22 protein-coding genes and 1 tRNA gene are annotated in these 24,643 nt (G+C 65.8%); 19 read left to right on the forward strand and 4 right to left on the reverse strand.

Annotated features, from left to right (window positions below):
• The first annotated feature begins 44 nt into the window (after positions 1-44).
• The 13 genes from VFB33_03740 to VFB33_03800 all read left to right on the forward strand — a co-directional run bounded on the left by VFB33_03740 (position 45) and on the right by VFB33_03800 (position 15,330).
• Positions 45-1,469 (forward strand): hypothetical protein, encoded by a 1,425-nt coding sequence (locus VFB33_03740; GenBank protein HZO80784.1) that lies wholly within the window; start codon positions 45-47, stop codon positions 1,467-1,469.
• Complete coding sequence (locus VFB33_03745) at positions 1,466-2,662, forward strand: glycosyltransferase family 4 protein (GenBank protein HZO80785.1); 1,197 nt, start codon at positions 1,466-1,468, stop codon at positions 2,660-2,662. The genes VFB33_03740 and VFB33_03745 overlap by 4 nt, the downstream gene beginning before the upstream one ends.
• A gap of 35 nt (positions 2,663-2,697) precedes the next feature.
• The gene (locus VFB33_03750) at positions 2,698-3,588 is read left to right on the forward strand and encodes an ABC transporter permease (GenBank protein ID HZO80786.1); all 891 of its coding nucleotides are present in this window, start codon (positions 2,698-2,700) and stop codon (positions 3,586-3,588) included.
• A gap of 169 nt (positions 3,589-3,757) precedes the next feature.
• The gene (locus tag VFB33_03755; protein HZO80787.1) at positions 3,758-4,471 is read left to right on the forward strand and encodes a methyltransferase domain-containing protein; all 714 of its coding nucleotides are present in this window, start codon (positions 3,758-3,760) and stop codon (positions 4,469-4,471) included.
• Between the two features lie 19 nt (positions 4,472-4,490).
• A complete protein-coding gene (locus VFB33_03760; GenBank protein HZO80788.1) occupies positions 4,491-5,780 on the forward strand; it encodes an ABC transporter ATP-binding protein in 1,290 nt (429 codons plus the stop codon).
• Positions 5,781-5,827: 47 nt separating this feature from the next.
• Positions 5,828-6,361 carry a methyltransferase domain-containing protein gene (locus tag VFB33_03765; GenBank protein ID HZO80789.1) on the forward strand — a complete coding sequence of 178 codons (534 nt, stop codon included), beginning with the start codon at positions 5,828-5,830 and terminating at the stop codon, positions 6,359-6,361.
• 77 nt (positions 6,362-6,438) lie between these two features.
• The gene (locus tag VFB33_03770) at positions 6,439-7,560 is read left to right on the forward strand and encodes a glycosyltransferase family 4 protein (GenBank protein HZO80790.1); all 1,122 of its coding nucleotides are present in this window, start codon (positions 6,439-6,441) and stop codon (positions 7,558-7,560) included.
• A 127-nt stretch (positions 7,561-7,687) separates the two neighbouring features.
• A complete protein-coding gene (locus VFB33_03775) occupies positions 7,688-9,442 on the forward strand; it encodes a hypothetical protein (protein HZO80791.1) in 1,755 nt (584 codons plus the stop codon).
• Between the two features lie 52 nt (positions 9,443-9,494).
• The gene (locus VFB33_03780) at positions 9,495-10,643 is read left to right on the forward strand and encodes a glycosyltransferase family 4 protein (GenBank protein HZO80792.1); all 1,149 of its coding nucleotides are present in this window, start codon (positions 9,495-9,497) and stop codon (positions 10,641-10,643) included.
• Positions 10,640-11,845: a glycosyltransferase family 4 protein gene (locus tag VFB33_03785; protein ID HZO80793.1), complete on the forward strand. Its 1,206-nt coding sequence runs from the start codon at positions 10,640-10,642 to the stop codon at positions 11,843-11,845. The genes VFB33_03780 and VFB33_03785 overlap by 4 nt, the downstream gene beginning before the upstream one ends.
• Entirely contained in the window at positions 11,842-12,987 is a 1,146-nt protein-coding gene (locus tag VFB33_03790) for a glycosyltransferase family 4 protein (protein HZO80794.1), read from the forward strand. Before VFB33_03785 ends, VFB33_03790 begins: the two co-directional genes overlap by 4 nt.
• Before the next feature lie 4 nt (positions 12,988-12,991).
• Positions 12,992-14,167 (forward strand): glycosyltransferase family 1 protein, encoded by a 1,176-nt coding sequence (locus VFB33_03795; protein ID HZO80795.1) that lies wholly within the window; start codon positions 12,992-12,994, stop codon positions 14,165-14,167.
• Positions 14,167-15,330, forward strand: coding sequence for a glycosyltransferase (locus VFB33_03800; GenBank protein HZO80796.1), 1,164 nt, complete (start codon positions 14,167-14,169; stop codon positions 15,328-15,330). Before VFB33_03795 ends, VFB33_03800 begins: the two co-directional genes overlap by 1 nt.
• Here VFB33_03800 and VFB33_03805 read toward each other — a convergent pair.
• Complete coding sequence (locus VFB33_03805) at positions 15,281-16,066, reverse strand: alpha/beta fold hydrolase (protein HZO80797.1); 786 nt, start codon at positions 16,064-16,066, stop codon at positions 15,281-15,283. The genes VFB33_03800 and VFB33_03805 overlap by 50 nt on opposite strands.
• 182 nt (positions 16,067-16,248) lie before the next feature.
• Here VFB33_03805 and VFB33_03810 point away from each other — a divergent pair, with 182 nt between their 5' ends.
• Both VFB33_03810 and VFB33_03815 read left to right on the forward strand, forming a co-directional pair.
• The gene (locus VFB33_03810) at positions 16,249-18,120 is read left to right on the forward strand and encodes a glycoside hydrolase family 15 protein (GenBank protein ID HZO80798.1); all 1,872 of its coding nucleotides are present in this window, start codon (positions 16,249-16,251) and stop codon (positions 18,118-18,120) included.
• Between the two features lie 81 nt (positions 18,121-18,201).
• On the forward strand, positions 18,202-19,902 hold the full coding sequence (locus VFB33_03815) for a thaumatin family protein (protein HZO80799.1): 1,701 nt from the start codon (positions 18,202-18,204) through the stop codon (positions 19,900-19,902).
• A gap of 36 nt (positions 19,903-19,938) precedes the next feature.
• On the opposite strand, the gene VFB33_03820 is transcribed toward VFB33_03815, so the two are convergent.
• On the reverse strand, positions 19,939-20,490 hold the full coding sequence (locus VFB33_03820; GenBank protein ID HZO80800.1) for a nuclear transport factor 2 family protein: 552 nt from the start codon (positions 20,488-20,490) through the stop codon (positions 19,939-19,941).
• 41 nt (positions 20,491-20,531) lie between these two features.
• A complete protein-coding gene (locus VFB33_03825; GenBank protein HZO80801.1) occupies positions 20,532-21,521 on the reverse strand; it encodes a hypothetical protein in 990 nt (329 codons plus the stop codon).
• Positions 21,522-21,711: 190 nt separating this feature from the next.
• Here VFB33_03825 and VFB33_03830 point away from each other — a divergent pair.
• The 3 genes from VFB33_03830 (at position 21,712) to VFB33_03840 (ending at position 22,775) form a co-directional block, all read left to right on the forward strand.
• Positions 21,712-21,807, forward strand: a tRNA-Sec gene (locus VFB33_03830).
• Between the two features lie 312 nt (positions 21,808-22,119).
• Positions 22,120-22,314 (forward strand): hypothetical protein, encoded by a 195-nt coding sequence (locus tag VFB33_03835; protein HZO80802.1) that lies wholly within the window; start codon positions 22,120-22,122, stop codon positions 22,312-22,314.
• 311 nt (positions 22,315-22,625) lie between these two features.
• Entirely contained in the window at positions 22,626-22,775 is a 150-nt protein-coding gene (locus VFB33_03840; GenBank protein ID HZO80803.1) for a hypothetical protein, read from the forward strand.
• Positions 22,776-22,798: 23 nt separating this feature from the next.
• Here the strand turns inward: VFB33_03840 and VFB33_03845 are convergent, their stop codons facing one another.
• Entirely contained in the window at positions 22,799-22,999 is a 201-nt protein-coding gene (locus VFB33_03845) for a hypothetical protein (protein ID HZO80804.1), read from the reverse strand.
• 257 nt (positions 23,000-23,256) lie between these two features.
• Between VFB33_03845 and VFB33_03850 the strand changes: the two genes are divergently transcribed.
• The gene (locus tag VFB33_03850) at positions 23,257-24,633 is read left to right on the forward strand and encodes a TrpB-like pyridoxal phosphate-dependent enzyme (protein ID HZO80805.1); all 1,377 of its coding nucleotides are present in this window, start codon (positions 23,257-23,259) and stop codon (positions 24,631-24,633) included.
• The last annotated feature ends 10 nt before the right edge of the window (positions 24,634-24,643 follow it).

Consider the following 24,643-nt stretch of genomic DNA (forward strand, 5'->3'; position numbering starts at 1 on the left):
AATCCTTGGGGCATTTAGCCTCGGGAGCTTCCGCTGACTGATTTATGGCGATCGCCAAGGCAATCTCACTGCACCCAAGCCGCGCGGCCACGGTCACGGAACGTGCGCCCAAGCCGGGCCGGCTGCTGGAGCGCTTCGTTATCTTCGAGATCGTATGCCAATTGGCGCTGCTCTCGGGGGCTCTCGCACAGTTCCGCATTTTCTTCCGCACCGGTGTCTTCGCGCTCAGCATCGGTCTGCTGCTTTTGCTGCCGGGGCGCGGCAGGCTTCATCCTGCCGCCAAGGTGGCGGTCTTCGTCCTTGTCTTACTGGTCCTCGGGATGGTCAATCCCGGGGTCAACAGCGCGCTTTCGGCCGCCGCGCAGTTCGCAATCTATCTGGCCATTCTGGCGCCGCTGTTCTGGGTGTCGCGGGTCAGAATCGACCTGCCTGAGATGCGCCGTGTGCTATCTCTGCAGTGGGGGTTCCAGGCGCTCAGCGCGACGGTCGGCGTGCTCCAGGTCTATTTCCCCGGGCGTTTCCAATTTCACATCTCCCAAGTCGTTGAGGGCAACGGCGCCGGCTACATGTCGATGCTGCGCTTCAACAACGCCTTTGGCGAAATGGTTTATCGCCCGATGGGCCTGACCGACACCCCGGGGGCAGCGGCGGGCGCCGGCTTTATAGCGGTCCTGTTCGCTACCGCTTTCTTGCTGCACGAGCGTCGGCGTTGGATGCAAGCCCTGTATGCGGCGACGATGCTGATCGGGATGGCGGCCATCTATCTCTCGCAGGTGCGGGTGATGCTGTTGATGGAACTGATTTGTATGGCCGCGATGGTGGGGCTGTTGACTTTGCGCATCGGTCGCGGCGGGCTGCGACGTCCCGGCCGGATGCTGAACGGCCGCCGTCTGATGGCGCTGACCGGGCTGATGAGTCTGGTGGTGGTGCTCGGCTTTACCTGGGCGGTAGCAGTCGGCGGCACCGCGGTCTCGGAACGGATCAACTCGTTGACCGCCTCGAACCCGGGCGAAGTATACCAGCAGAACCGCGGCCAGTTCCTGTTCGACACGTTCGAGAATGTGCTGCCGCAATATCCACTGGGCGCGGGCCCCGGGCGCTGGGGGATGATGGCCTATTACTTCGGCAACCCCGACAATAACCGCAATCCGTTCCTGTATTCGGAGATCCAGTGGACGGGATGGATTTACGACGGCGGCATCCCATTGGTCTTCCTCTACGCGCTCGCGCTCGCGCTGGCGATGCGGGTTGCGTACAAAATTGCGCTCAACCAGCGCTTCGCCGAACTTGGAGCGTTGGGCGCTCTGGTTTTCGCCTACGATCTCTCCGCTTTGGCGGCGACCTTTGACGGCAATTACTTCATCGGCGGCGCCGGGCTGGATTTTTGGCTGCTGAACGCGATGCTGTTCAATGCGGCGTATCACACGTTCCGCACTTCGCCGGGTGCGGTGGCCGAGGCGCGCCGATGAAGCCGCCGTGGCTGATCGTCAGCGGCGATTTCGTCAAGGCCGGCGGGATGAACCAGCCCAACTACGAGTTCGCCCGCTATCTTGCCGACGAGGGCATCGAGACCCATCTCGTCGCTTATCGCGTCGCCGATGAGCTAGCGGCCCATCCACGAATCGTCTTCCATCGCGTGCCCAAGCCGGGCGGTTCGTATTTTCTTTCGCAGCCCCTGATCGCCGCGGTGGGGCGGCGCTGGGCGCGCGTGATCGCCGCGCGCGGCGGGCGCGTGATCGTTAACGGCGCGGTCTGCGACTGGAACGATGTCAATTGGGTCCATCACGTGCAGGCGGTCTTCGCGCCACAGGCCGTGGGCAGCGTGTTGCGCCGGCTGAAGGGCCGCCTCCAGCACCGTCTCGACCTGGCCGCCGAGCGGCGCGTGTTGCCGCGCGCCACGGTGGCGATCACCAACTCCGACCTTACCGGTCGCGAGATTGTCAAACGGCTGGGGTTGCCGGCCGATCGGATCCACACGGTCTATCTGGGCATCGACCCGCTGGTGTTTCGTCCGCCGAGCGCCGAGGAACGTGTGGCAGCCCGCGCAAGACTCGTCGCTACGCCCGAGCGTCCGCAGGTCGCCTTCGTGGGCGCGTTGGGTGACAGCCGCAAGGGCTTTGACTCCCTCTTCCGCGCTTGGCTTGCGCTCTGCGCTCACACCGATTGGGACGCCGATCTCATCGTGGTCGGGGCGGGCAGCGAACTGGCCCTATGGCGGGCGCGCACCGTCGCGGCAGGGGTTGCCGACCGCATACGCTTTCTCGACTTCGATCGCTCCGAAGCTTTCATCGCGCGCCTGCTGTGGGGATGCGACGCGCTGGTGCTGCCCTCGCGCTACGAGGGCTACGGCCGCCCGGTGCAGGAGGCGCTGTGCTGCGGCGTGCCCGCGCTCGTCAGCACCGCGGCCGGCATCGCCGAGCAGTACCCGCCTGAACTTGTCGACCTGCTGATCGCGGATCCTGAGGATGCCGACGACCTGGCTGCGCGGCTGCGCCGCTGGCGGTCGGCGATCGACGGCTGGCGCGAGCGCGTCCGGCCCTTCGGCGCCACGCTGCGCGCGCACACCTGGCGCCGGATGGCTGAACAGATGGTCGCGATAATCGAACGCGGCGGCGTAGCGCGTCACTCGCTGAGCGCCGCGCGGCGGGAAGTCGCCGCATGACCGGTGGCACGAGCAGCGCGCATAAACCGCACCCTATGGCAGCGCCTGTCCTGAAACCACAGCCGCACTCCGAGCTTCCCCCTGTTGCGCCGATTGTCGCGTCCGCGGCCGCGCCGGTCCATGTAATCGAGGCCGGGCGCGCCTCGCTGCTCTCCGACCTGCGCGAGCTGTGGGCGCATCGCGATCTGCTCTACTTTCTGACCCTGCGCGACGTCAAGCTGCGCTACAAGCAGACCGTGCTCGGCGCGCTGTGGGCGATCCTGCAGCCGTTCCTGACGATGGTGGTGTTCACGGTGCTGTTCGGCCGCCTGGCCAAGGTGCCCTCCGACGGCTTGCCCTACCCGATTTTCGCCTATGCGGGATTGGTCCCGTGGCAGTTTTTTCAGAATGCGGTCAACCAGGGCGGCAACAGCCTGGTCGGCAACGCCCAGTTGATCACCAAGGTGTATTTTCCGCGGATGGTGATTCCGGGAGCCGCAGTGCTCGCCGCGCTGGTCGATTTCGCGGTCGCCTCGCTGATCCTGTTCGCGATGATGGCCTTTTACGGAATCGCACCCGGCGCGGGGGTGGCGCTCTATCCGCTCCTGATCGCGCTGCTGGCGGCGGTGGCGAGCGCGGCCGGGATGTGGATGGCGGCGCTCAACGTTCGCTACCGCGACGTCAAGTACGTGCTGCCCTTCACGCTCCAGCTCGGGATGTTTCTTACGCCGGTCATCTATCCGGTCACCTTCGTGCCGGCAAATTGGCGGTGGCTGCTGATGCTCAATCCGTTGACCGGGATAATAGGCGGCTTCCGCTCGGCGTTGCTGGGCAGGCCGCTTGACTGGGTCGCGCTCGGCGTGGGGGCGGCGCTTACCCTTGCCGCGCTGGCGCTTGCGGCGTGGGTGTTCCGGCGCATGGAGCGGAGCTTCGCCGACGTTATCTAGCATGGCGCCTTTGACCACAGCGCATATCCCCCGGTATCAGTTGTTCCGAGCCGCTTGTGAGTCGGGCCTTTGCGTGGTGCGCTCGCTTACCCCCGCAGCCCAACAGCGCGACGAGCACGGATGGAACTTCGGTAGCGCCTGGCCCCCGTCGTACGAGGCCTTCGGGCGGATGCGGGCGCTGGCCACGCTACAGAAGGCGCGCGCGCTTCGCCCGCGGAGCGTGCTCGAAGTTGCTGCGGGTGATGGCTCGCTGAGTGCGTGCCTTGCGACGAACGGCGCGGTCGTGGTCGCCAACGACCTGCGCGGCGAGGGGCTGACGGAGGCGTTACAGACCTTCGAAAACGGCGGGGAGATCACGGCGTTACCCGGCAACTGCTTCGACCTCGACCCGGCGCAGACGGGCCGCTTCGAGCTTGTCATCGCGTGCGAAATCATCGAGCACGTTGCCTATCCGGTCGATCTGCTGCGTCATCTCAGGCGGTTTCTTAATCCGGAAGGGAGAATTTTGCTCAGCACTCCGAACGGCTTGTATTTCCGCAATGCACTGCCAACCTACGCCGCGATAGAAAATCCGGGCAGCCTCGAAATGCGGCAGTTCCAGCCTGACGCGGACGGGCATCTGTTTCTGCTAACGGTCAACGAACTGAGCGATATTGCGGCACAGGCTGACCTGCGCGTCGAAGAAGTCGAGCTGTACGCGACGCCATTTATCACCGGACATTGCGGGATGTCTAGATTGAGCGGTCGGGCGGCGGCGCGCCTATGGTACTCGCTCGAGAAATTGTGTCAGCAGCTGCCGTCGGCGTTTAGGGAAAGACTCTGCTGCTCGATGACCGCGGTGCTGCGGCCGGCGGTCGGGATTATTGAGGCACGCCCTCGTTAGGGATTTGGTGGCCCGCACGATGCAACCGATAATCCGGGTCGAGAAACTCTCCAAGCGCTACCGCCTCGGTGGCGGGCAGCCTTACCACACCCTGCGCGAAAGCATCATGCGCGCGGCCGCGGCGCCCGCGCGGCTGGCGCGCGCGCGGCTCAAGCCGTCGCACAATGGCACGGCGTCCCCAGACACCGAGGGCCACATCTGGGCGCTGCGCGACGTGAGCTTCGAGGTGATGCCGGGCGAGGTGTTGGGCCTTATCGGCCGCAATGGCGCGGGCAAATCGACCCTGCTCAGGGTGCTCTCGCGGATCACCGCACCGACCGCCGGCCGCGCCGAGATCTACGGCCGGGTCGGCAGCCTGCTCGAAGTCGGCACCGGCTTCCATGCCGAGCTCACCGGGCGCGAGAACATCTACTTGAGCGGCGCGATCCTGGGGATGCGGCGGGCGGAGATCCAGCGCAAGTTCGACGAGATCGTGGCCTTCGCCGAGGTCGAAAAATTCATCGATACCCCGGTCAAGCATTACTCCAGCGGGATGCACGTGCGGCTCGGCTTCGCCGTCGCCGCCCATCTCGAACCGGAGATTCTTCTGGTTGATGAAGTGCTGGCGGTGGGCGACGCCGCTTTTCAGAAAAAGTGCCTGGGCAAGATGGGCGAGGTGGCGCGCGCCGGGCGCACGGTCATCTTCGTCAGCCACAACATGGCGTCGATCGAGGCGCTGTGCAACTCGTGCCTGCTGATCAACCACGGAGGGCTCGAGGCGCGCGGCGAGCCGGCGCAGATCGTGATGCGCTACATGGCCTCCGAGCTGCGCGGACATGGCGGCGTCCGCTCGCTGGCCGAGCATCCCGGCCGCCGCCCCGGCTCGGAGCGGTTGATGCGCTCGGTGAGCCTCGATGCCGGCGACGGTGTATCCACCGGCATTTTGCGGATGGGTTCGACGCTCGCCGTGCGGGTCGAGTTCGCCGCGCCGCGCCCGATCAGACCCACGCTGCGCCTTGTTGCGCGAACAGCCGAAGGATTTCCACTCTTCGGCGTCAACAGCCGGATCACTTATGAGGGCGCAAACAGCATGCCGCAACGCTCGGGCGCCATCACGTGCACCCTCGAGCGCCTGCCGCTGATGCCGGGAACGTACCTCTTGGACTTGTTCTTCGGTGACTTCGGCGACCCCTCGCGCGATCTCGACGTCATCCGCGAAGCGATTTCGTTCGAGGTGGTTCCCGCCGACCTGCTGGGCACCGGGCATTTGCCGCACGCCGTGGACGGGCCGATCTTCTGGACCGCGAGATGGACCGTCACCGGAAGCTAGGGTGCACATCCCCGCCACTAATTCACCCTGTTGGCGTTGGCGGAGCTATGGGAACTTCTACCCAGAGTGAAGAGGTCGCCAACCGGCGGCCCGAGCCCGGGACAGCGCTCAATCTAGGCTGCGGTCGCAAGCGTCGCGAGGGCGCGCTCAATTTAGACCGGGTGCCGGAACTCAACCCGGATGTCACTCATGACCTTGACAAAATTCCCTGGCCCTTGGCGGACAACCAGTTTGGCGAAGTCTACGCCGAAGACGTTTTGGCGCATTGCACTGACGTGATCGCTACTATGGAGGAGATTCATAGAGTTTGTCAGGATCATGCGATCGTGCGAATCACCACGCCTCACTTTTCGTCCGCAAACTCATTCGTCGATCCCACGCATCTGCAGCACTTCAGCTATTTTAGTTTCGACTATTTCACTGATAATCACGAGTTTGGCTTTTACAGTAAAAAGCGGTTTCGGCGGCACCGCGCTCAAATAGTCTTTCTTCCTACCCTCGCGAACAAGCTGGTTTGGCGCCTGGCGAACCGCTATCCCGCGGCTTACGAGCGGCGTTGGGCATGGCTGTTTCCAGCCTAGTTTCTCAGTTTCGAACTTGAGGTGGTGAAGTAAGCCTCGTGAAACCGCGGTGACCTCCGCCGATCAAAGTTGATTCGATGTTGACTCATCGGCCCAAGCGGAGTGCGATCCAACCGCGCGTCATCCATCTGGTGCCCACATTGTTCGGGCGCGATGGTGCCTATGGCGGCGGCGAGCGCTACGCCTTCGAACTGGCGCGGCACATGGCCGAGGTGGTCCCGACCACGCTGCTTTCATTTGGCGAACGCGATATTGACGAGCGCGCCGGCGCGCTCAGGATCCGCGCGCTCGGCGATCCCTGGTACGTCCGCAGCCAGCGTTTTAATCCGCTCGCCTGGGCGATGCTGCGCGAGCTGCGCAGCGCCGATGTGATCCACTGCCATCAGCAGCACATCCTGGCCAGCAGCGTCGCCGCAGCCTTTGCCCGCTTGAGCGGCCGGCGCGTCTTCGTCAGCGACCTCGGCGGCGGTGGATGGGATATCTCGGCCTGGCTTTCCACCGACCGCTGGTACAATGGCCACTTGCATCTCAGCGAATACAGCCGCACGATCGCCGGCCATCGCGATGCGCCGTGGGCCCAAGTCATTTATGGCGGCGTCGACACCGCCAAGTTCTCGCCCGCGCCCGAAGTCCGGCGCGACAAGACCGTGCTCTTCGTCGGCCGCGTCCTGCCGCACAAGGGAATCAACTATCTAATCGAGGCCTTGCCGCGTGGGCTGCGGCTGGAAATCGTCGGCCCCACTCCCGATGCCAGATACCTCGAAGACCTGCGCAGGCTCGCCGCCGGCAGGTGCGTGAGGTTCATTACTGATTGCGACGATGCGGGGCTGGTCGAGCGCTACCGCCGCGCGATGTGTGTTGTGCTGCCGAGCGTCTATCGCACGCTTTACGGCGACGAGAGCTCCGTGCCCGAGTTGCTCGGACAGACTCTGCTCGAAGGGATGGCGTGCGGAGCGCCTGCGCTATGCACCGCGGTCGCCAGTTTGCCCGAAGTGGTCAAGGACGGCGTGAACGGGTTCATCGTGTCGCCCAACGACCCGGGCGCGCTCGGCGAGCGGCTGTGCTGGCTGCGCGACCATCGCCTTGAAGCTGCCGCGATGGGCGCCGCCGGACGCCGCCGCGTGCTCGAGCATTTCACGTGGCCGGCGGTCGTGGAACGCTGTCTGGCCATTTATGCGAAAGAATGTTCCGGCTTATGACTGGGATCTTGGTGTTGATGCAACGGACTGGCCTCGGGCAGCGGCATGACCATTCGGCGTATCGTCACCATCAAGCATCCGTTGCCGGATGGGTGCTACCAACGTACGTACTGTCGATGATCGTGTAATGAGTCTGATCCGGCTCGGAACAACGTACGCCAGACACACAGGGCCAGTACTATGTTGCTTTGCGGTTGCGCTCGCGATTGCGGCTTTGCCGTACCCCCTATGGTCGCTTGCGCTGGGCCATTGGACACTCGCCTATACTGCGGATCCTGACAATCGACTGTATTTGCAGATCGCCTCGCACGCATACTTCAACCATCCTTGGTATATCAGCGATCCGTCGCGGGCCGGGGTTCCAACCCACTACCCGTGGTCGCAATTTGTTCCGTTCGTTCTGTGTGCGCGACTGTTGAGACTGGGGCCGTTCGGCGTGAACCTTCTATGGCGCCTGTGGGCGGCGGTCGGTGTAGCATTTGGATTTTATGGGATGTTCTGGCGCTCCTTGAGATCCCGCCTGGCGGCCGCCGCTTGTACCGTGTTCGTGCTTGCAGATTCGGGCCTGATTACCGCTCATCCGATGGTGCACCAGTTGTCCCTGCTGGCCCGGATAATTTCGGGACACGCAGGCGCGATCATTCACGACTGGCCCCCTATCCTGAGGCAGTGGCGAGTCGTCGATCCGGCGGTCGGGTTGCCTATCGTCCTCGTGCACATCATCGCTGTTTTAGCTGCGCGTGAACGACCGACACGGGGATGGCTTGTCGGTGCAGGCCTGAGCTTCGGCGTCTTGTTTTACGTTTACTTCTACTATTGGACGGCGGCGGCGGCGGCGCTTGCGGTTGCCTTCGCTTTGGACCGCGACGGGCGCGCTCTTTACGCACGCGCAGCTTGTATCGGCCTTGCCATCGGTGCACCCGAACTCGTGCAGGATTACTGGTTCAAAGCCGTTTTGCCCAAGGAGGCCATGCAGCGTTTCGGGTTTTTCGTTCCGATGCCGCGGCTCGCAGGGCTGATGTTACCCAAGAGCATGCTCGTGCTGCTGCCGTTGTTGCTCGTCTGGCTGTGGAAATCGCGCCGACTCGAACTTGCTTATCTGTGGGCGCTCGCGCTGGTCGGGCTGGTGCTGAATAACCTAGGTGCAATCGTCGGCGTCGATTTGCAGCAAGGACATTGGCAATACGTTTGGGGACCTGCGGCAGAAGTCTTGTTGTTGATTTTCCTGGTGACCTGGGTGCGCGAACGGCCCCGGGTGCCGCCGATGGCAGCCGTGCGAATAATGCTTGTGGCACTGGGGTTATACGCGATGAGCGGTCTGTTTCTTGAGGGATTTGACGTGCTGCGGACAGACGCCTGCCGCACCATGTTGACGACCTATCGGATGTATTCGAGCCAGGCACAGCCTGCGGATATCAAGCTGATGCCCCGCACCGTCCTCGCAGGCGATGAGGGCTACGTGGATTTCGCTGCGATTACGATGAACGTCTTTCCCCTGTACAATTATGCTGTGCTGGTGAGTCCGTCTACGACCGATCGCGAGTGGCAACTCAGACTTGCGCTCAATGCGTACTTGATGGGGTACGATGCGCACAGGTTCCGCGCAAGAGCCACACGGTTGGCGGCCGAATATCAGTGGGGCCCCTGGTCCTACGGTGAAAACGGCGGTCGTCGCGCGCTGCTTTCGCAGCTCATGACCGCCTATACGCAAGTCAGTGAGGCCCCGGCAGCAGCGCTAAACCGGTTCCTCGTGCGCTATGTTGCGCTGCGCAATGGCGAGCTGCCGCCACCCGAAGCGACCGGCCGCTGGTTCGCGCTCCAGCGCGGCGGCACGTGGACCGTATGGGAGCGGCGACCCGAGTCGCAATCGACGGCCAAATAAGTTAGCGGCCGCCGATGAGTTTTGCATGCGTGGTCGCGTCCGGAGCCTAGCCGTGTCGGCTGACTGGCACATCATCGCGCCCGAATATCCGCCGGCGCGCGGCGGCGTCGCCGACTACACCCGGCTGGTCGCTCTCGGACTTGCCGCGCGCGGGACGCGCGTCCACGTATGGGCGCCCGCGCTGCCTGCCGCCGATGCGCCTGAGCCCGGTGTCGAAGTCCATCGCCTGCCCGGCCGCTTCGGCCGGCGCGCACTCGCCGCGATGGGGGGCGGACTTAACGCCGCCGCTGCACCCCGTATACTGGTCCAGTATGTGCCGCACGGGTTCGGCATGCGGGCGATGAATCTGCCGTTTTGCCTGTGGCTGTACCGGCGCCGGCGCGCGGCCGATATCAGCGTGATGTTCCACGAAGTCGCCTATCCGCTGAATCGCAACCAGCCGCTGCGCCACAGCGTGATCGCGCTCACGAATCGCGCGATGGCTGCGGCCCTCACCCGCGCCGCGCGCCGCTGCTTCGTCGCCGGCGCCGGATGGGAGCGGTTGCTGCGCCCGCTTGCGCCGGCCGGATGCGCGATTTCATGGCTGCCGGTGCCGAGCAACATCCCGGTCGCCGAAAATCCCGAAGGCGTGCGCGCCGTGCGCCGCTTGCTGGCGGTCGAGGGCGGGCTGGTGCTCGGCCACTTCGGCACCGGGCGCGAGGCCTGGATCGCCGACACCCTGGCAGCCGTCGCCGCGACGCTGCTGCGCGAGCGCCCGGCTGCGAGCCTGCTGCTGATGGGTCGTGACAGCCGCGAGCTGCGCAAGCGCCTGCTGGTGCGCGCGCCCGATCTGGGCGCGCGCGTGCATGCCACGGGTCCGCTTGCGCCGGACGCCCTGTCGCTCCATCTCAGCGCCTGCGACCTGATGCTCCAGCCCTACGGCGAGGGCGTGAGCACGCGACGGGGTAGCATCATGGCTGCTCTCGCCCATCGGCGCGCAGTGGTTACCACTGACGGGGTGTTGACCGAGCCACTGTGGGCACAAAGTCGCGCGGTCGCGCTGGCCTCGATCGACGCTGCAGCGCTCAAGTCGACGGTCCTTCGTCTGTTGGATGATGCGGGCGAGCGCGAACGGCTCGGCGAGGCGGCGGGCGCGCTCTACGCGGAGCGCTTCGACCTTGCGCATACGCTCGCCGCGCTCGCCGAGGTGAACCAGGCTTGAGAATCCTGCTCGCGCTCCCTCATTATCCGAACCCAGACGAAGGGGCGGCAGGTGTTACCCTGCGGCTAGCCGAAGCTTACCGCCGGCTCGGTCACCAGGCCGAAGTCAGCGTTCTCAACGACTTCGCGATCGGTCGCAGCAACACGTGGGCGACGCTGGCGTTTCCGCTGCGTCTGTCGCGCCGATATCGCGCGAAGATCGCGCGTGGCGAGTACGACGTAGTGGACACGGCCGGCTTCGCGGGCTGTGCGCTCGGAGTACACTGGCCCGCTGATGGGCGAGCGCTGCTGGTGATGCGCAGCCATGGCCTCGAGCACTGCTATTACCGCGCCCACCGCGAGGAGGCGCGCGCGGCAGGCCGGCCCCTGGGCTGGAAATACCGCGCCTTCATGCGCGCGGCAATCCTGCCGATGACGGCGTTGGCGATGCGCCGCGCGGGACTGGCCTTGCTGCTCAACCGCGAAGAGATGGAATTTGCCGCACGCCGGCTGGGAGTCGCGCGTGAGCGGATGTGCCTGGTCCCCAATGGGATCGACGCCGCGATGTTGGGCTTGCCTTTTGCGCCCACTCCGATGGGGCCGCAGGAGACGCTGCGCATTGCCTGGATTGGCGCGTGGCAGCCGCGCAAGGGGCCGCGCTATGCGGTGCTGGCGCTGAGCAAGCTGATGGCGCGATTCGCCTCTCTGGAGGCGACGCTTTTGGGCACCGGCTGCGATGCGGAAGCCGTGCTCGGCGAATTTCCCGCCGCGCTGAGGTCGCGCCTGAAGGTCGTCCCGCGTTACGAGAACCGGGATTTGCCCGCGCTGCTCGCCGGCCATCAGATCGAGCTGATGACTTCGGTCATCGAAGCCTTCGGCGTCGCGCAGGTCGAGGCGATGGCCTGTGGGCTGGCGCCTGTTGCGCCCGCAATCGGGGGCCCATTGGAAGTTGTCGCCGATGGAAGGGACGGGCTGCTGGTTGCGCCGCGCGACGCGCGTGCGGCGGCCGATGCGGTGGCGCGCCTGATCGAAGACCGCGCGCTGCTCGACGCGCTGCGCCGGCACGCCCAGGCCAAAGCGCAGCGCTTCGGCTGGGAGGCGGTCGCGCGGCTCAATCTGGATCTGTACGAGGAATTTCTCGCGCATCGTGGAACGCGAAGACCTCGCGTCGACGCCGCGGCAGTTGACAACCCCATCCGTTCCGCATCGAACCTGGCCCGATGACCCCCCGCCGGCGGCGCCTGCTCACTATCGCGCACTCCTACTGCGTCGCGCTCAACCGCCGCCTCGCGCATGAGATGGCGCGCGCGGGCGGCGATCGATGGGAGGTCACTGCCCTGGCGCCGCGCTTTTTTCATGGCGACCTGCGTCCGATACGGGTCGAGCCGCAGTCCGGGGAGCTTTGCCGGCTCGTCGCGGTGCCTGCCCACCTGAGCCGCCTGCCGCAGCTCTTCTTTTACGGGCGCGGATTGCGCGCGCTTCTGCGCGAGCGCTGGGACTTCGTACATTGTTGGGAGGAGCCGTTCGCCATCGGGGGCGGCCAAGTCGCCTGGTCGTGCACGCCGGCCACACCGCTCGTCTTTTACACCTTTCAGAATATTGCCAAGCGCTATCCGTTCCCGTTTTCGGCGATCGAACGGATGTGCATCGAACGCTGCATAGGTTGGATCGCGAGCGGCGAGGCGGTCGCGCAGGCGCAGTCGGGGCGCGGCTGGAACCGCAAGCCCTATCGCGTGATGCCACTCGGGGTGGATGTCGAATTGTTTCGCCCCGACCCCGCCGCCGGCCGCGCCACGCGCGAGCGGCTGGGGTGGGGCGGCGAAGGTCCGCCGGTGGTGGGCTTTCTCGGCCGCTTCGTTGAAGCCAAGGGGGTCGATCTGCTGATGCGCACGCTGGAGGACTTGGGCACGCCGTGGCGCGCACTGTTCGTCGGCGGCGGGCCGATGGAACCGGCGCTGCGCGCCTGGGCCCAACGCCACGGCGATCGCGTACGCGTCGTGGGCGGTGTCGCACACGACGCGGTGCCGGCATATCTTAATGCCATGGAGCTGCTTTGCGCTCCCAGCCGGACCACACCGACCTGGCGCGAACAGTTCGGACGCATGCTGATCGAGGCCTTCGCCTGCGGCGTGCCGGTAATCGGCAGCGACAGCGGTGAGATTCCCTACGTCGTCGCCGACGCCGGCCTGGTCGTGGGCGAGCGCGACGAGGCCGGATGGCGGCGGGCGCTGGAAGAGCTGCTCCAGAGCCCGGCGCGGCGCGCCGAGCTTGGCGCGCGCGGCCGCGAGCGCGCGCATGCAGTATACGCGTGGCCGATCATCGCCAGCCGCCATCTCGAGTTCTTCGCCGAGCTCCTCGCTGCGTAGAGCCTTGGAACGCCTGCGCGTCGCCGTGATTTGCGATTTCGCCGAAGAGGGATGGCCCAGCATGGACCTCGTTGGCGAGATGCTGTGCGCCGAGCTCGAGCGGCGCCACGCGGGCGCCCTCGCCGTCACCCGTGTTCGGCCGGAGTTTATCCGCCGCTTGAGCCGCCGCGCCAACGGCGCACCTGCCCCCCGCGCGCGCTTCAACGTCGACCGCGCGCTCAATCGCTTTTTCGACTATCCGCGCCTGCTGCGCCGTGTGCGCGAGTGCTACGACGTTTTTCACGTCGTCGACCACAGCTACGCCCATCTCGTGCATGAACTTGCGGCTGCCCGCACGGTCGTCACTTGCCATGACCTCGACGCGTTCCGCTGCCTGCTCGCCGATGGGGAACGCCGTACGTTCCCATTGCGTGCGATGGCGCGCCGGATCCTGGGCGGGATGCGCCGGGCGGCCTGCGTCAGCTGTGACAGCGTCGCTACCCGCGATGCGCTCGCCGCCAACGCGTTGGTCTCGCGCGAGCGGCTGGTCGTCATCCCCAACGGCGTCCATCCCGCCTGTTCCCCTGTTCCCGACGAAGCGGCCGATGCCGCGCTCGCACGTATGCTTGGGCGCGCCGAAGGCCCCGAGCTCCTCCACGTCGGCAGCACGATCTCGCGCAAGCGAATCGATCTCCTGTTACGCGCCTTTGCCGCGGCGCGGCGCGAGTATCCGGCGTTGCGGCTGATAAAAGCGGGTGGCGCGCTGACCGTGGATCAGCGGCGACTGGCGCGCGAGCTCGGCGTCACCGACGCGATCGTGACGATGCCGTTTCTCGCGCCCGCGGAGCTCGCCGCGCTCTACCGGCGCGTCGCGCTGGTGATGCTGCCCTCGGAGGCCGAGGGGTTCGGCTTGCCGTTGGCCGAGGCGCTCGCCTGCGGGACGCCGGTGCTGGCGAGCGATATCGCGCCGCTGCGCGAGGTCGGAGGCGATGTCGTCGACTATTGTCCGGTGGGTGACGTCGCGGCGTGGACCGCCGCACTGCTCGCGAAGCTGCGCGAGCGCGTCGAGCAGCCCGCGCGATGGGCCGAGCGGCGCGAAGCCGGGATCCGCCGGGCGGCGTGCTTTTCATGGGCCGAGTACGCCGATCGATGCGCCGCGCTATACAGCGAGCTTGTCGGCCGTGAGGCGCCGCGAGCGTGATGGGTTCGCGGCTCAAGGTCCTGCACGTCGGCAAGTACTACCCGCCCCATCCGGGCGGCATCGAGTCCCACCTGCGGATCCTGTGCGAGGAGCTGTGCAAGACGATCGACGTCGAAGTCCTGGTGGCGGGCCCGCGATGGCGCTCGGATTGGTCGGCGCCCGACGGTGTGCCAGTCACCCGGCTGGCGACGCCGCTGACCCTGCACGGCACCCCGATCGTGCCCGGGATGGTGCGCGCGATACGCCGGGCGCGGCCCGACATCGTCCACCTGCATTTTCCCAACCCGATGGCGGCGCTTGCCGCCCTGCTGAGTCGGCCTGAGGCGCCGCTGGTGGTGAGCTGGCACAGCGACGTGGTGCGCCAGCGCCGCGCCGCGGCGGCATTTGCTCCACTGCTTGCGCTGCTGCTGCGCAGATGCGCCGCGATCGTGGTGAGCTCCCCAGCATATATCGACGGTTCAGCCCTGCTTAGCGCCCGTCGCGAGCTTTGCCGGGCGATTCCCTACGGCATCCGCGCCGACGCCTTCGCGCATCCCGATCGCGCGCGCGTCGGCGAGTTGCGCCGGCGCTTCGGCGAGCGCGTCGTACTCGGGGTCGGCCGCCTCATCTACTACAAGGGCTTCGAGTACCTGGTGCGCGCGATGGCCGAGGTGCCCGGGACGCTGCTGCTGGCGGGCGACGGTCCGCTGCGCGCGGCGCTTCAGGCTCAGGCGCGCCGGCTAGGGATCGGCGAGCGAGTCGTGCTGATGGGCGCGGTCAGCGACGCCGACCTATGCGCCTGTTATCACGCCTGCGACGTGTTCGCGCTGCCTTCGGTCGCGCGCAGCGAGGCTTTCGGGATCGTGCAGCTTGAGGCGATGGCTTGCGGACGTCCGGTGGTCAACACGCTGCTGGATTCGGCCGTGCCCCACGTCTCACTCGACGGCCTCACTGGACTGACCGTACCTCCGGCCGATACAGGCGCACTGGCAGCGGCGCTGCGCACGCTGCTCGGCGATCCCGCGCGGCGGGCAGCTATGGGCGAGGCAGCGCGCCGGCGCGTGCGCGAGGAGTTCAGCGCCGAGGTGATGGCGTGCCGCACGCTCGAGCTGTACCGCGAGGTTGCCGCCGGGGCTAAGCGCGGCCGAGCGCTTCGCGCAGGAAGTTCTCGAGCGTTTGGTTGAACTCTTCGGGCCGCTCGAAGTACACCGAGTGCCCGGCGCCGGGAATCCGGATGAAGCGCGCGTGGGGCAGGCGGCGGCGCATCAGCTCCATCAACGCGGGCGGCGTCAGCACGTCTTCCTCGCCCACGACAAGCATCGTCGGAATCCGCCGCTCGACGAGCACGTCGGGATTGTGGCGCATTTCGAAGAGCTTGCCCATCAGATCGGATGGTACCTCTAGGTTGAGCGCCGAGATCTCGCGGTAGAGAAACGCGCGTGCGGGGTCGCGCCGCTCGAGATCGGCGCCGATCGCGCGCGTCAGGACATCGCCGAGTCCGCCCGGCGCGCTCTCGCGCAGCCGGCGAAATTCCGCGATCACGGCCGGATCGTCCATTCCCGCGGCGGTGTCGCACAGCACCAGCGCGCGCGTACGCTCCGGATAGGCCGCGGCGAAGCCGAGCACGGTCCACCCGCCCATCGACTGTCCCGCCAGCGCCGCGCGCTCGATGCCGAGATGGTCGAGCAGGGCGCGCAGGTCGTCAACGAAGGCCTGCGCGCCCGGGCCGCCGGGCCGCTCGCGTGAAAGGCCGAAGCCGCGATGGTCGAACGTAACGCATCGATAGGAGTGCGCGAGCACGGGGATCTGCTGCCACCAGCTCAGGTGGCTGCCGCCCGCGCCGTGGGCGAACACCAGCGCCGGCCCCTCGCCGTGTACTTCGTAGTAGAGCTCGATGCCGTTGATTTCCGCGAGCGCCATCGCGCGCCCTCCGCTTTGGCCCCCGCGCCGCACCCGCACCCGTGCGCGTGTGCGGGGTCCCTCCCCGGCAACGGGAGCCATCGAGTCCATAGCGCGGCGAGCGCGGCGCTGGCAAGCGCCCGCGCCTGCAAAGTGACCGCGCTCCCGTGTAAGCTGCATTGATACGAAAGGCGGCTCTGCGCATGGCGCTTCGGATCGAGGACTACGCGCTAATCGGCAATATGCATACGGCCGCGCTGGTCGGCATCGACGGTTCGCTCGACTGGCTGTGCGTGCCGCGCTTCGATTCGCCCGCATGCTTCGCCGCGCTGTTGGGCGAACCGCACAACGGACGCTGGCTGATCGCGCCGCGCGACCAGCCGCACAGTGTGCGCCGGCGCTACCGCGGCCATACGCTGGTGCTCGAAACGGAGTTCCGATGTGCGGGTGGCGCCGTCGCGGTGATCGACTTCATGCCGGTGGCCGAACGCACTGGCAAGGTGGACGTCGTGCGCATGCTGGAGGGGCGCCAGGGGCGAGTCGCGATGCGCACCGAGCTGGTGTTGCGCTTCGATTACGGCCGCGTGATCCCCTGGGTGACGCGCCGGCCCTATGGCCTGCGCGCGATCGCCGGCCCCGACGCAATCCAGCTGCGCTCGCCGATCGCGCTGCGCGGCGAGGACTTCAGAACCGTCGGCGAGTTCGAGGTCGCCGCCGGCGAGCGCGTCGCCTTCGTGATGACGCGCTACGCCTCGCATCTGGGCGAGCCGCACGGGCGCGATCCGGTCGCGATGCTGCGCGAGACCGAGGAGTGGTGGCAGCAATGGTCGGCGCGCTGCACGCTCGGCGGACCATGGCGCGAGGCCGTCATCCGCTCGCTCATCACGCTCAAGGCGCTGACCTACCGCCCCACCGGCGCGATCGTCGCCGCGCCCACGACCTCGCTGCCCGAGAAGATCGGCGGCGTGCGCAACTGGGACTACCGCTACTGCTGGGTGCGCGACGCCACTTTCACGCTCTATGCGCTGTTGAGCGCAGGCTACACTGAGGAGGCGCGTGCCTGGCGCCAGTGGCTGCTGCGCGCCGCCGCCGGCCATCCGCAGGAGCTGCAAATCCTCTACGGCCTCGCCGGCGAGCGTCGGATCACCGAGTTCGAGGTCCCGTGGCTCGGGGGCTACGAGGGCAGCCGCCCGGTGCGGATCGGCAATGCGGCACACGAACAATTCCAGCTCGACGTTTACGGCGAGCTGATCGACGCGCTCCACGTCGCGCGGCGCTACGGGATGCGCTGCGATAACGACGCCTGGCAGATGCAGCGCGTGCTGCTCGACTTTCTCGAATCGGCCTGGGAACAGCCCGACGAAGGCATCTGGGAGGTGCGCGGCCCGCGCCGCCCATTCGTCCATTCGCGCGTGATGGCGTGGGTGGCGGTCGATCGCGCGGTCAAGGAGGTCGAGCGGATGGGGGTCGAAGGGCCGCTCGAGCGCTGGCGCGCGCTGCGCGACCGCATCCACGACGACGTCTGCCGCCACGGCTACAACCCGACGCGCCGCGCTTTCGTTCAGTACTACGGCGCGCAGGCGCTCGACGCCGCGTTGCTCATGATTCCGCTGGTCGGCTTCCTGCCCGCGACCGACCCGCGCGTGGTCGGCACGGTCGAGGCGATCCAGCGCGAGCTGATGGCCGACGGGATGGTGCGCCGCTATTCCGAGGCGCAGAATGTTGACGGCCTGCCGCCGGGCGAGGGCGCGTTTTTGCCGTGCACGTTCTGGCTGGTCGATTGCCTGGAAGCGATGGGCCGGCACGAGGAGGCCCATCGCATGTTCACCCGGCTGCTGGAGCTGCGCAACGACGTGGGCCTGCTTGCCGAAGAGTACGACCCGCAGCTCCGCCGCCAGCTCGGCAACTTCCCGCAAGCCTTTTCGCACATCGCCCTCATCAACAGCGCCTGCAACCTGACGATGGCGCACGGTCCGGCGCGCCATCGCGCCTCCACCCACGACCGTCCGCAACGCGCGCGGACCGGAGCGTTGCGAGGCGCTGGAGGGCCCGATGTTGAACCGCGACGAAACTAATGCTCGTTGACGACAATCCGCGAAACGCATAATCAACAAAGGCCTGCACCGGAAGCGGGCGGAGGTGGCGGGATGCGGAGGATGGTGCGTTTTCTGCCGTTGCTTTCTCTGACGGCTTTGCTGCCTGCAGCGATATTGAGTGGGACGGCGGCGGCCGCGGGATGCGCATCGAACCAGCGCAAGCTCGTAATCAGCAACCACAGCTCGCGCAATCTCTGGCTCGGCGGCGGCGGCGGCGCGCTTCGCTCCGTCTGCGTCGTGGACGCCAACACGAGTTGTCTCGCAGCCGCGGACACGATTAACGCTACGACCGGAGCGTGCAGCTGCGGGACACAGCAGGGAACGCTCGCATGCCCGGGAACCGCGCAAAGCACGGGCCCGGGAACCAACGGGGGCCTGAACTGCGCCTGCACCTCGGATGTGGAATGCGGTACCGGCGCGGGCTGCAACCCGAACACCAACCTGTGCTACTTCCTGCTCCCCAGCAACCCGGTGGCGCACTCGGGCGGGTCGAATCCGTTCACCTGGGAGCTCAAGAAGTCCACGAGTCCACCGCGGGTGGGCGGATGGGCCGCATTTTGCCTCGACCGGGCGTCGGTGAGCTGGAACGGCACCACGATTCCGTCCGAGGTATGGTGGAGCGGCGGAATCTTTGCCCGCACCGGTTGCGACCCCGACGGGACCAACTGCGCCACGGGCGACTGCGGCGCGTCGCCCAACTCGAATTGCAGTGCCGGCGTGGGCGGGAGTAACCCTGCAACGATCGCCGAGTTTACCTTGCAGACCAAAGCGAATGACTTTTACGACATCAGCGTGATCAACGGCGCGAACGTCGCCGAACAGATGCAGCCGATTCCCGCGCCGACCGCCGCGCCCGGCTCGGTCTCCGCGGCTTACTGGTGCAAAACCCCGGGGCTGAAGATCTTTCAGGGTGGCAAGTGTAACTGGAAGTTTGCGGAGTACACGCGCAAGGTGCATTATCCTGCCGGCGAGGTGCACAACTATACTTCTTTTCTGATGGGCACCTCACAACGTTGCTCCACCGCGAACACGCCAAACGGGTGCCCGGCTGACTACACCTGCAGCGGCGCGCCCGGCGGATGTTACCTCCGGTGCACTCCGGGGGTTACGACCTGCCCAGGCAGCCTCAAGTGCCTTCCGGCGCAGGACGGTAACGACTACTGTCAATGCAACGCGGAAGCCGCATGCTCGGGTAAGGGTTACTGCGGTACTCAGTTCATTCCGGGGCTGGGTATCTATCTGCAGCAGTGCGGAAGCTTCGACGGCTGGTGGAGCGCTGACGACTTTTGCGGCGCTTACCCCAACGCCGATATCGGTCCGCTCCACTGTGGCGATCTGATAACTGACGGCGACGGCGCGCATCAGACCACGCTCGCTTCGCTGTTTACATGCGCTGCCAAGAACGGCAACAGCGCCGGCAACGCCACTTCCTGCTACAACCAGGGCACCGCGCAGACTTATCCTGCCACCTGCTGCGGATGCGCCACCTACGATCAGGACGATCCCGACGGATTCAGCAGATTTTGGCCCAAGAACGGCACCAGCAAGTGCGCGGCGGTCGGCAACATCAGGGCAAACGACGTGGTTTGGGATGCGGAGATCCAGCCGTGGCTGGTCAACCTCAAGCGGGCATGTCCGACCGCCTATAGCTATCCGTATGACGACCCGACCAGTACGTTTCAATGCCGCGGCAAAGGCGCCGACAATATGCTCGGATATCGGGTGATGTTCCTGAACCTGCCGAAGCCGCCGGCGCCGTAGTGGAGCCCTCCCGGTAGCCGGCGTTCATGCGCGGGTTCACTCTCTGCCGCTCGGAGTAGCCGGCGTGACGGATGACGGCGGCGAGCTTTCGCTCGCGTAACGCGCGCGCAAGCGCCGGGTTCCGCCCTCGCGCTGCCATAGGTCGACCACGAACGAAGTCGAGGCGCACTCGCGCCCGTCGCAGAGCGCGCGCCGGGCTTCCACGAAGCTAACGACGGCGGCCTCACCTATCGTTTCGACCGCCATCTGGCGAATCTCGAATGACCGCACGTTGCCGCTCAGCACCTTGTCCATCCACCGCTCGAGCGGAATCGGAGCGCCCGGCGGCGCGGGCGTCCACTCCTCGAAGTCCGGCGACAGGAGCTTGTTGAGCGCGGCCTTGTCCTTGCGCTGAATCGCGAGGTTGAGTCGCGATTCCAGATCGGAGAATTCGGCGACGAGCCGCGTGGTGGTAACAATGCGCCCGGCCGGGGCCGCCTGCGCAAGGACGGGCGACCGAAGCAGGCAAGGCGCAAGCAGCGCGAGGGAGATCGCGGCGCTCCGCACCGAGAGCGCTCGCAGGAGCGCGGCATAACCCGCTTGATGCATCGCCTCACGGGGAGACGATACGCTTTGCTGAACGGAACACGCTACCTGGTGTAGAAGGGGCCGCCCAACAGCTGCTCGCAGCCGCCGCCGCCTGCGTTTTCCCAGTTCATCTGGATCAGCCAATGCAACCCCGCAATCGTCTGATTGTACACCGAACCGTTGCTTTCAGTCGTGGTTGGCCCGAACTTCCATGCGCACTTGTCGGCGTTCTCGTAGCCGCGCGTGTCGTACCATGCGTTGAGATCGGGGTCGCTGATCATTTCCTCCGACTCATGCGCCATCACTGACGCCATGCCGTCGGCGCCGGTATCATTGTTCGGGCTCGCGCTCGTTTGCCATTCGCACGCCGACGGGCATCGGTCCGGATTGCCGACGAACGAGTACTTGATGTCGTTTCCCCCGATGTTGGCGCGCGTGTGCCAGCCACAATACTGGGTACAGAAACCGGAAGTCTCGGTAACGTCAGAAGAAGTAAGAACAAAGTAGATTCCGTTGGGGTCGCTGGGCAAAGCGCCATTCTTGAGCGCTGTTGCAACCACCGCCTGTACCTGAGAGTCGCTTAGCCTCTTCCCCTGCGAGTAGCTATCAGTGATCGAGCTCGCCAACGCGAGGTCGCCGGAGACGCTGGTTTTGGCGCCGCTGACGACCTCGTAATACGTGCTGTCAATCAACTCGTAGCCCGACCCGCCGATTCCGTTGTTCCCGAAAAGCGTTTCGAGCAGGGCGACGGTAGTTTGGCTGTCCGAGGGCAAAGCTCCGATCGTAGTGTTAGTCCCCCAGTTCCCGTACCAGATGAAATAGACTTTGGGCGTGCCGACCATCACCGGGCCGCCGTGGTAGTTGATGCCGTTGCCCTTGAGGGTCGTCTTGGGCGCGTTGGCTCGCTGCTGCCCCCAGCCCTTGCCGGTGGGAACCAGATGGCTGGCGTCACGCACGGTTTCCGCGCCCGCGTTGGCAATCCAGAACGCGCCTGCAAGCAGAATGGCAATAGTATTGGTCAGGTTTTTTGTAATTCGGCGGTTTTGGAACACGTTGCCCCCCGGGGAAATGAAATTTTAGCTTACGTCGTCGAAGAACTATCCTTCTGTCGTTTTGGATGCAATAACTGCGATGAAGCTTCCCTTGCCCAAGCGCGGCGGTACCGCCGTCTGTGCCGAGCTTGGGCAGATCAGCGGCCTGTGCTATGAGGAAGGCCCGAATTTCGAGGACTTTCCTCTGTGCGGAGGAGGAAGGGGCCCGGTGGCCCCACCGGTCTTCAAAACCGGCTTGGCGGGCATTGCGCTCGCCGGAAGGTTCGACTCCTTCCCCCCTCCGCCAATCGACCTGCCGCGATGAACGAGACGGCTAGCAACGCGCTTCGAAGAGGTCTCATGCTCGCCACGCTCCTGCGTTGAGAGCAGGCGGCCTTTGTTGCGCTACCGCCACGCCTGAGAGCGTCGTGCCTCTTAGCGTCTGTCTTCGAAAGGGAAAGCTTGAAAAAGCCGATGGCGCGACGCTTGCTCAGCTTAGATCGGAAACCTGAGCTGAGGGCGGCTCGCGGAGGGGTCCATCTGACAGCCATGCGAGCCGGGGCGCGGTTACAGCCGCGAAGATAAGGATCTCTGTCCGTGTCCGAAGCGAGGTCCAACTATGTGGCGGATCGGGCTTCTGACCGTCCTGGTCGTCGTGCTGACCAGTGGACTCGGCACAATAATCGTCCTCCTTCGAATCATTCCGCTTGACGCCGACGCGCGCTTTCCTCTGGCGGTGACGTTCAGCGTGATGGTTCTGGCAGGATCAATTGCCAGCGGAGTATTGATGCGGCTGGCGCAACGGGGCTCGTAAAGCCCCTGGTCTGCCGTCCGGGCAAGGCGATGATAGCTGACGAAGAAACTGGGCCCGGCCTCTCGGATACAAGATTTCCTGCCGCGGAAGCATTTCGGCCCGCGCTCGCGGTCGTGAGTTTCGTACTCATGGAAGTTGGCGCTCTGCGCAGCGGTGGAACTCGATTGCTGACCGACCGGGCGTTCGAGGCGGGATTCTTTCTGGGCCTTGTCTGGTGCGGGATAGCGGTGGGCAGACTCCTGGCCGGACTACTCACCGGAGTTTCTCACGCTCAGCGAAGGCGGTAGTCTGAAGCGGCGGGGTGTTCAGCGATGGCCGAGTACCAGGGCTACGTGATCAAACAGAACCCTGATACCGGGAGATGGGAGATCTTCTGGGAGAGTCGCAAGCAGAACGGTGATTTCGCGCGCGAAGCCGACGCCGAGCAGTGGATCGACGATCAGATGCCCCTCAACAGATGATCCGTACGCGCCAGTGCGACGGCTCACTCGTCGGCGCAGATTTCGCAGTCAAGGCAGCCGCCATGAATGCGGCTGAGCTGGCGGGCGAGCTCCGGGTCGGCAAAGCCGACATGCAGGTCGGAGGGATGGCCGCAGGCGCGGCATTTGAGGAGGGCGCGGAAAAGCCTAACCGGCGCCGCCGCGACTGCGGAAAGCTGGGGGGCAGCACTGAACATCTGGGCCATCGTCGAGTTCAGGAGCAGCTAGCGTGCCAAAAAGCGTAATTGCTATGAATCAGCCTATTTAAGGCGCTTTTTGGGCCACAAACATCCTAAGATCGTCCTTCACGTTGCACGATTGCAGCGGGTTGTTGCAGTCTTTGCCTATCCGGGCCGGCGCGGCGCAACGCGTCAAGGATTAAAAACCCCGCTGGAACAAACTGCCCTGTCGGGGCATACTTCACCACGCTCCGGACGCAGGCCGTGCGCCCCGGAACTTCTGAATGGGGACCCAGATGTCACAGGTCAAATTCCTGCTCGACGAGTCCGAGATTCCGACGCACTGGTACAACGTGGTGGCCGACATGCCCAACCCGCCGGCGCCGCCGCTTGGCCCCGACGGCACGCCGATCGGCCCGGACGCGCTGGCAGCGATTTTTCCACCCGCGCTGATCGAACAGGAGGTCTCACGCGAGCGCTGGATCCCGATTCCGGAACCGGTGCGCGAGATATACCGCCTGTGGCGTCCGACGCCGCTTTACCGCGCACTGCGCCTGGAGCAGGCGCTGGGGACGCCGGCCCGCATCTATTACAAGTACGAGGGCGTCAGCCCGGCCGGCTCGCACAAGCCCAACACCTCGGTTGCGCAGGCCTACTTCAACCGCCAAGCCGGGATCCGCCGGCTCGCGACGGAAACCGGCGCCGGCCAGTGGGGCTCAGCGCTCGCGATGGCGGGGCGGATGTTTGGGATCGACGTCCGCGTTTACATGGTGCGAATAAGCTACGAGCAGAAGCCCTTCCGACGATCGATGATGGAGGCATGGGGGGCGGAGGTGCTCGCGAGCCCGTCGACGCAGACCAACTCGGGACGCAAAGTGCTCGCGCGCCAGCCCAACTCGCCGGGCTCACTCGGCATCGCGATTTCCGAGGCGGTCGAAGAGGCAGCCTCGCGCAACGACACCAACTACGCACTGGGCTCGGTGCTCAACCACGTCCTGCTCCATCAGAGCGTGATCGGGCTGGAAGCCAGGAAGCAGTTCGAGAAAGCGGGCGACTATCCCGACGTGATCTTCGCCTGTTGCGGAGGCGGATCCAATTTCGGCGGTACCGCCTTTCCCTTCTTCGCCGATAAGGCGAGCGGACGCACGGTGCGCCTGGTCGCGGTCGAGCCCGAGTCCTGCCCGACGCTGACTCGCGGCCATTACGCCTACGACTCGGGCGACGAGGCCGGGCTCACCCCGCTGATGCTGATGTACACGCTGGGGCGCAGCTTCATCCCCCCCGCGATTCACGCCGGCGGCCTGCGCTACCACGGCGACTCGCCTCTGGTCTCGCAGCTCCATCACGAGGGCCTGGTGGACGCTCTGGCAGTGCCGCAGCGCGCGACCTTCGAGGCCGGGCTCACCTTCGCCCGCACGGAGGGGATCATCCCGGCGCCCGAGACCAACCATGCGATCCGGGCGGCGATTGACGAGGCGCTTCGCTGCAGGCAGAGTGGCGAGCGCAAGACGATCTTCTTAACCCTCTCCGGCCACGGCCATTTCGACATGGCGGCCTACGATCGTTACCTAAGCGGCGGGCTTGAGGATTCTCCGCTTCCCGACGAGGCGATAAAGGCGGCGCTGGCCAGCCTGCCCAAGGTCGCCCAGGCTGCGCGCTGAGGGGCCGGCA

The sequence above is a fragment of the Candidatus Binataceae bacterium genome, from assembly GCA_035650475.1.
Classification (GTDB): Bacteria; Desulfobacterota; Binatia; order Binatales; family Binataceae; genus JAKAVN01.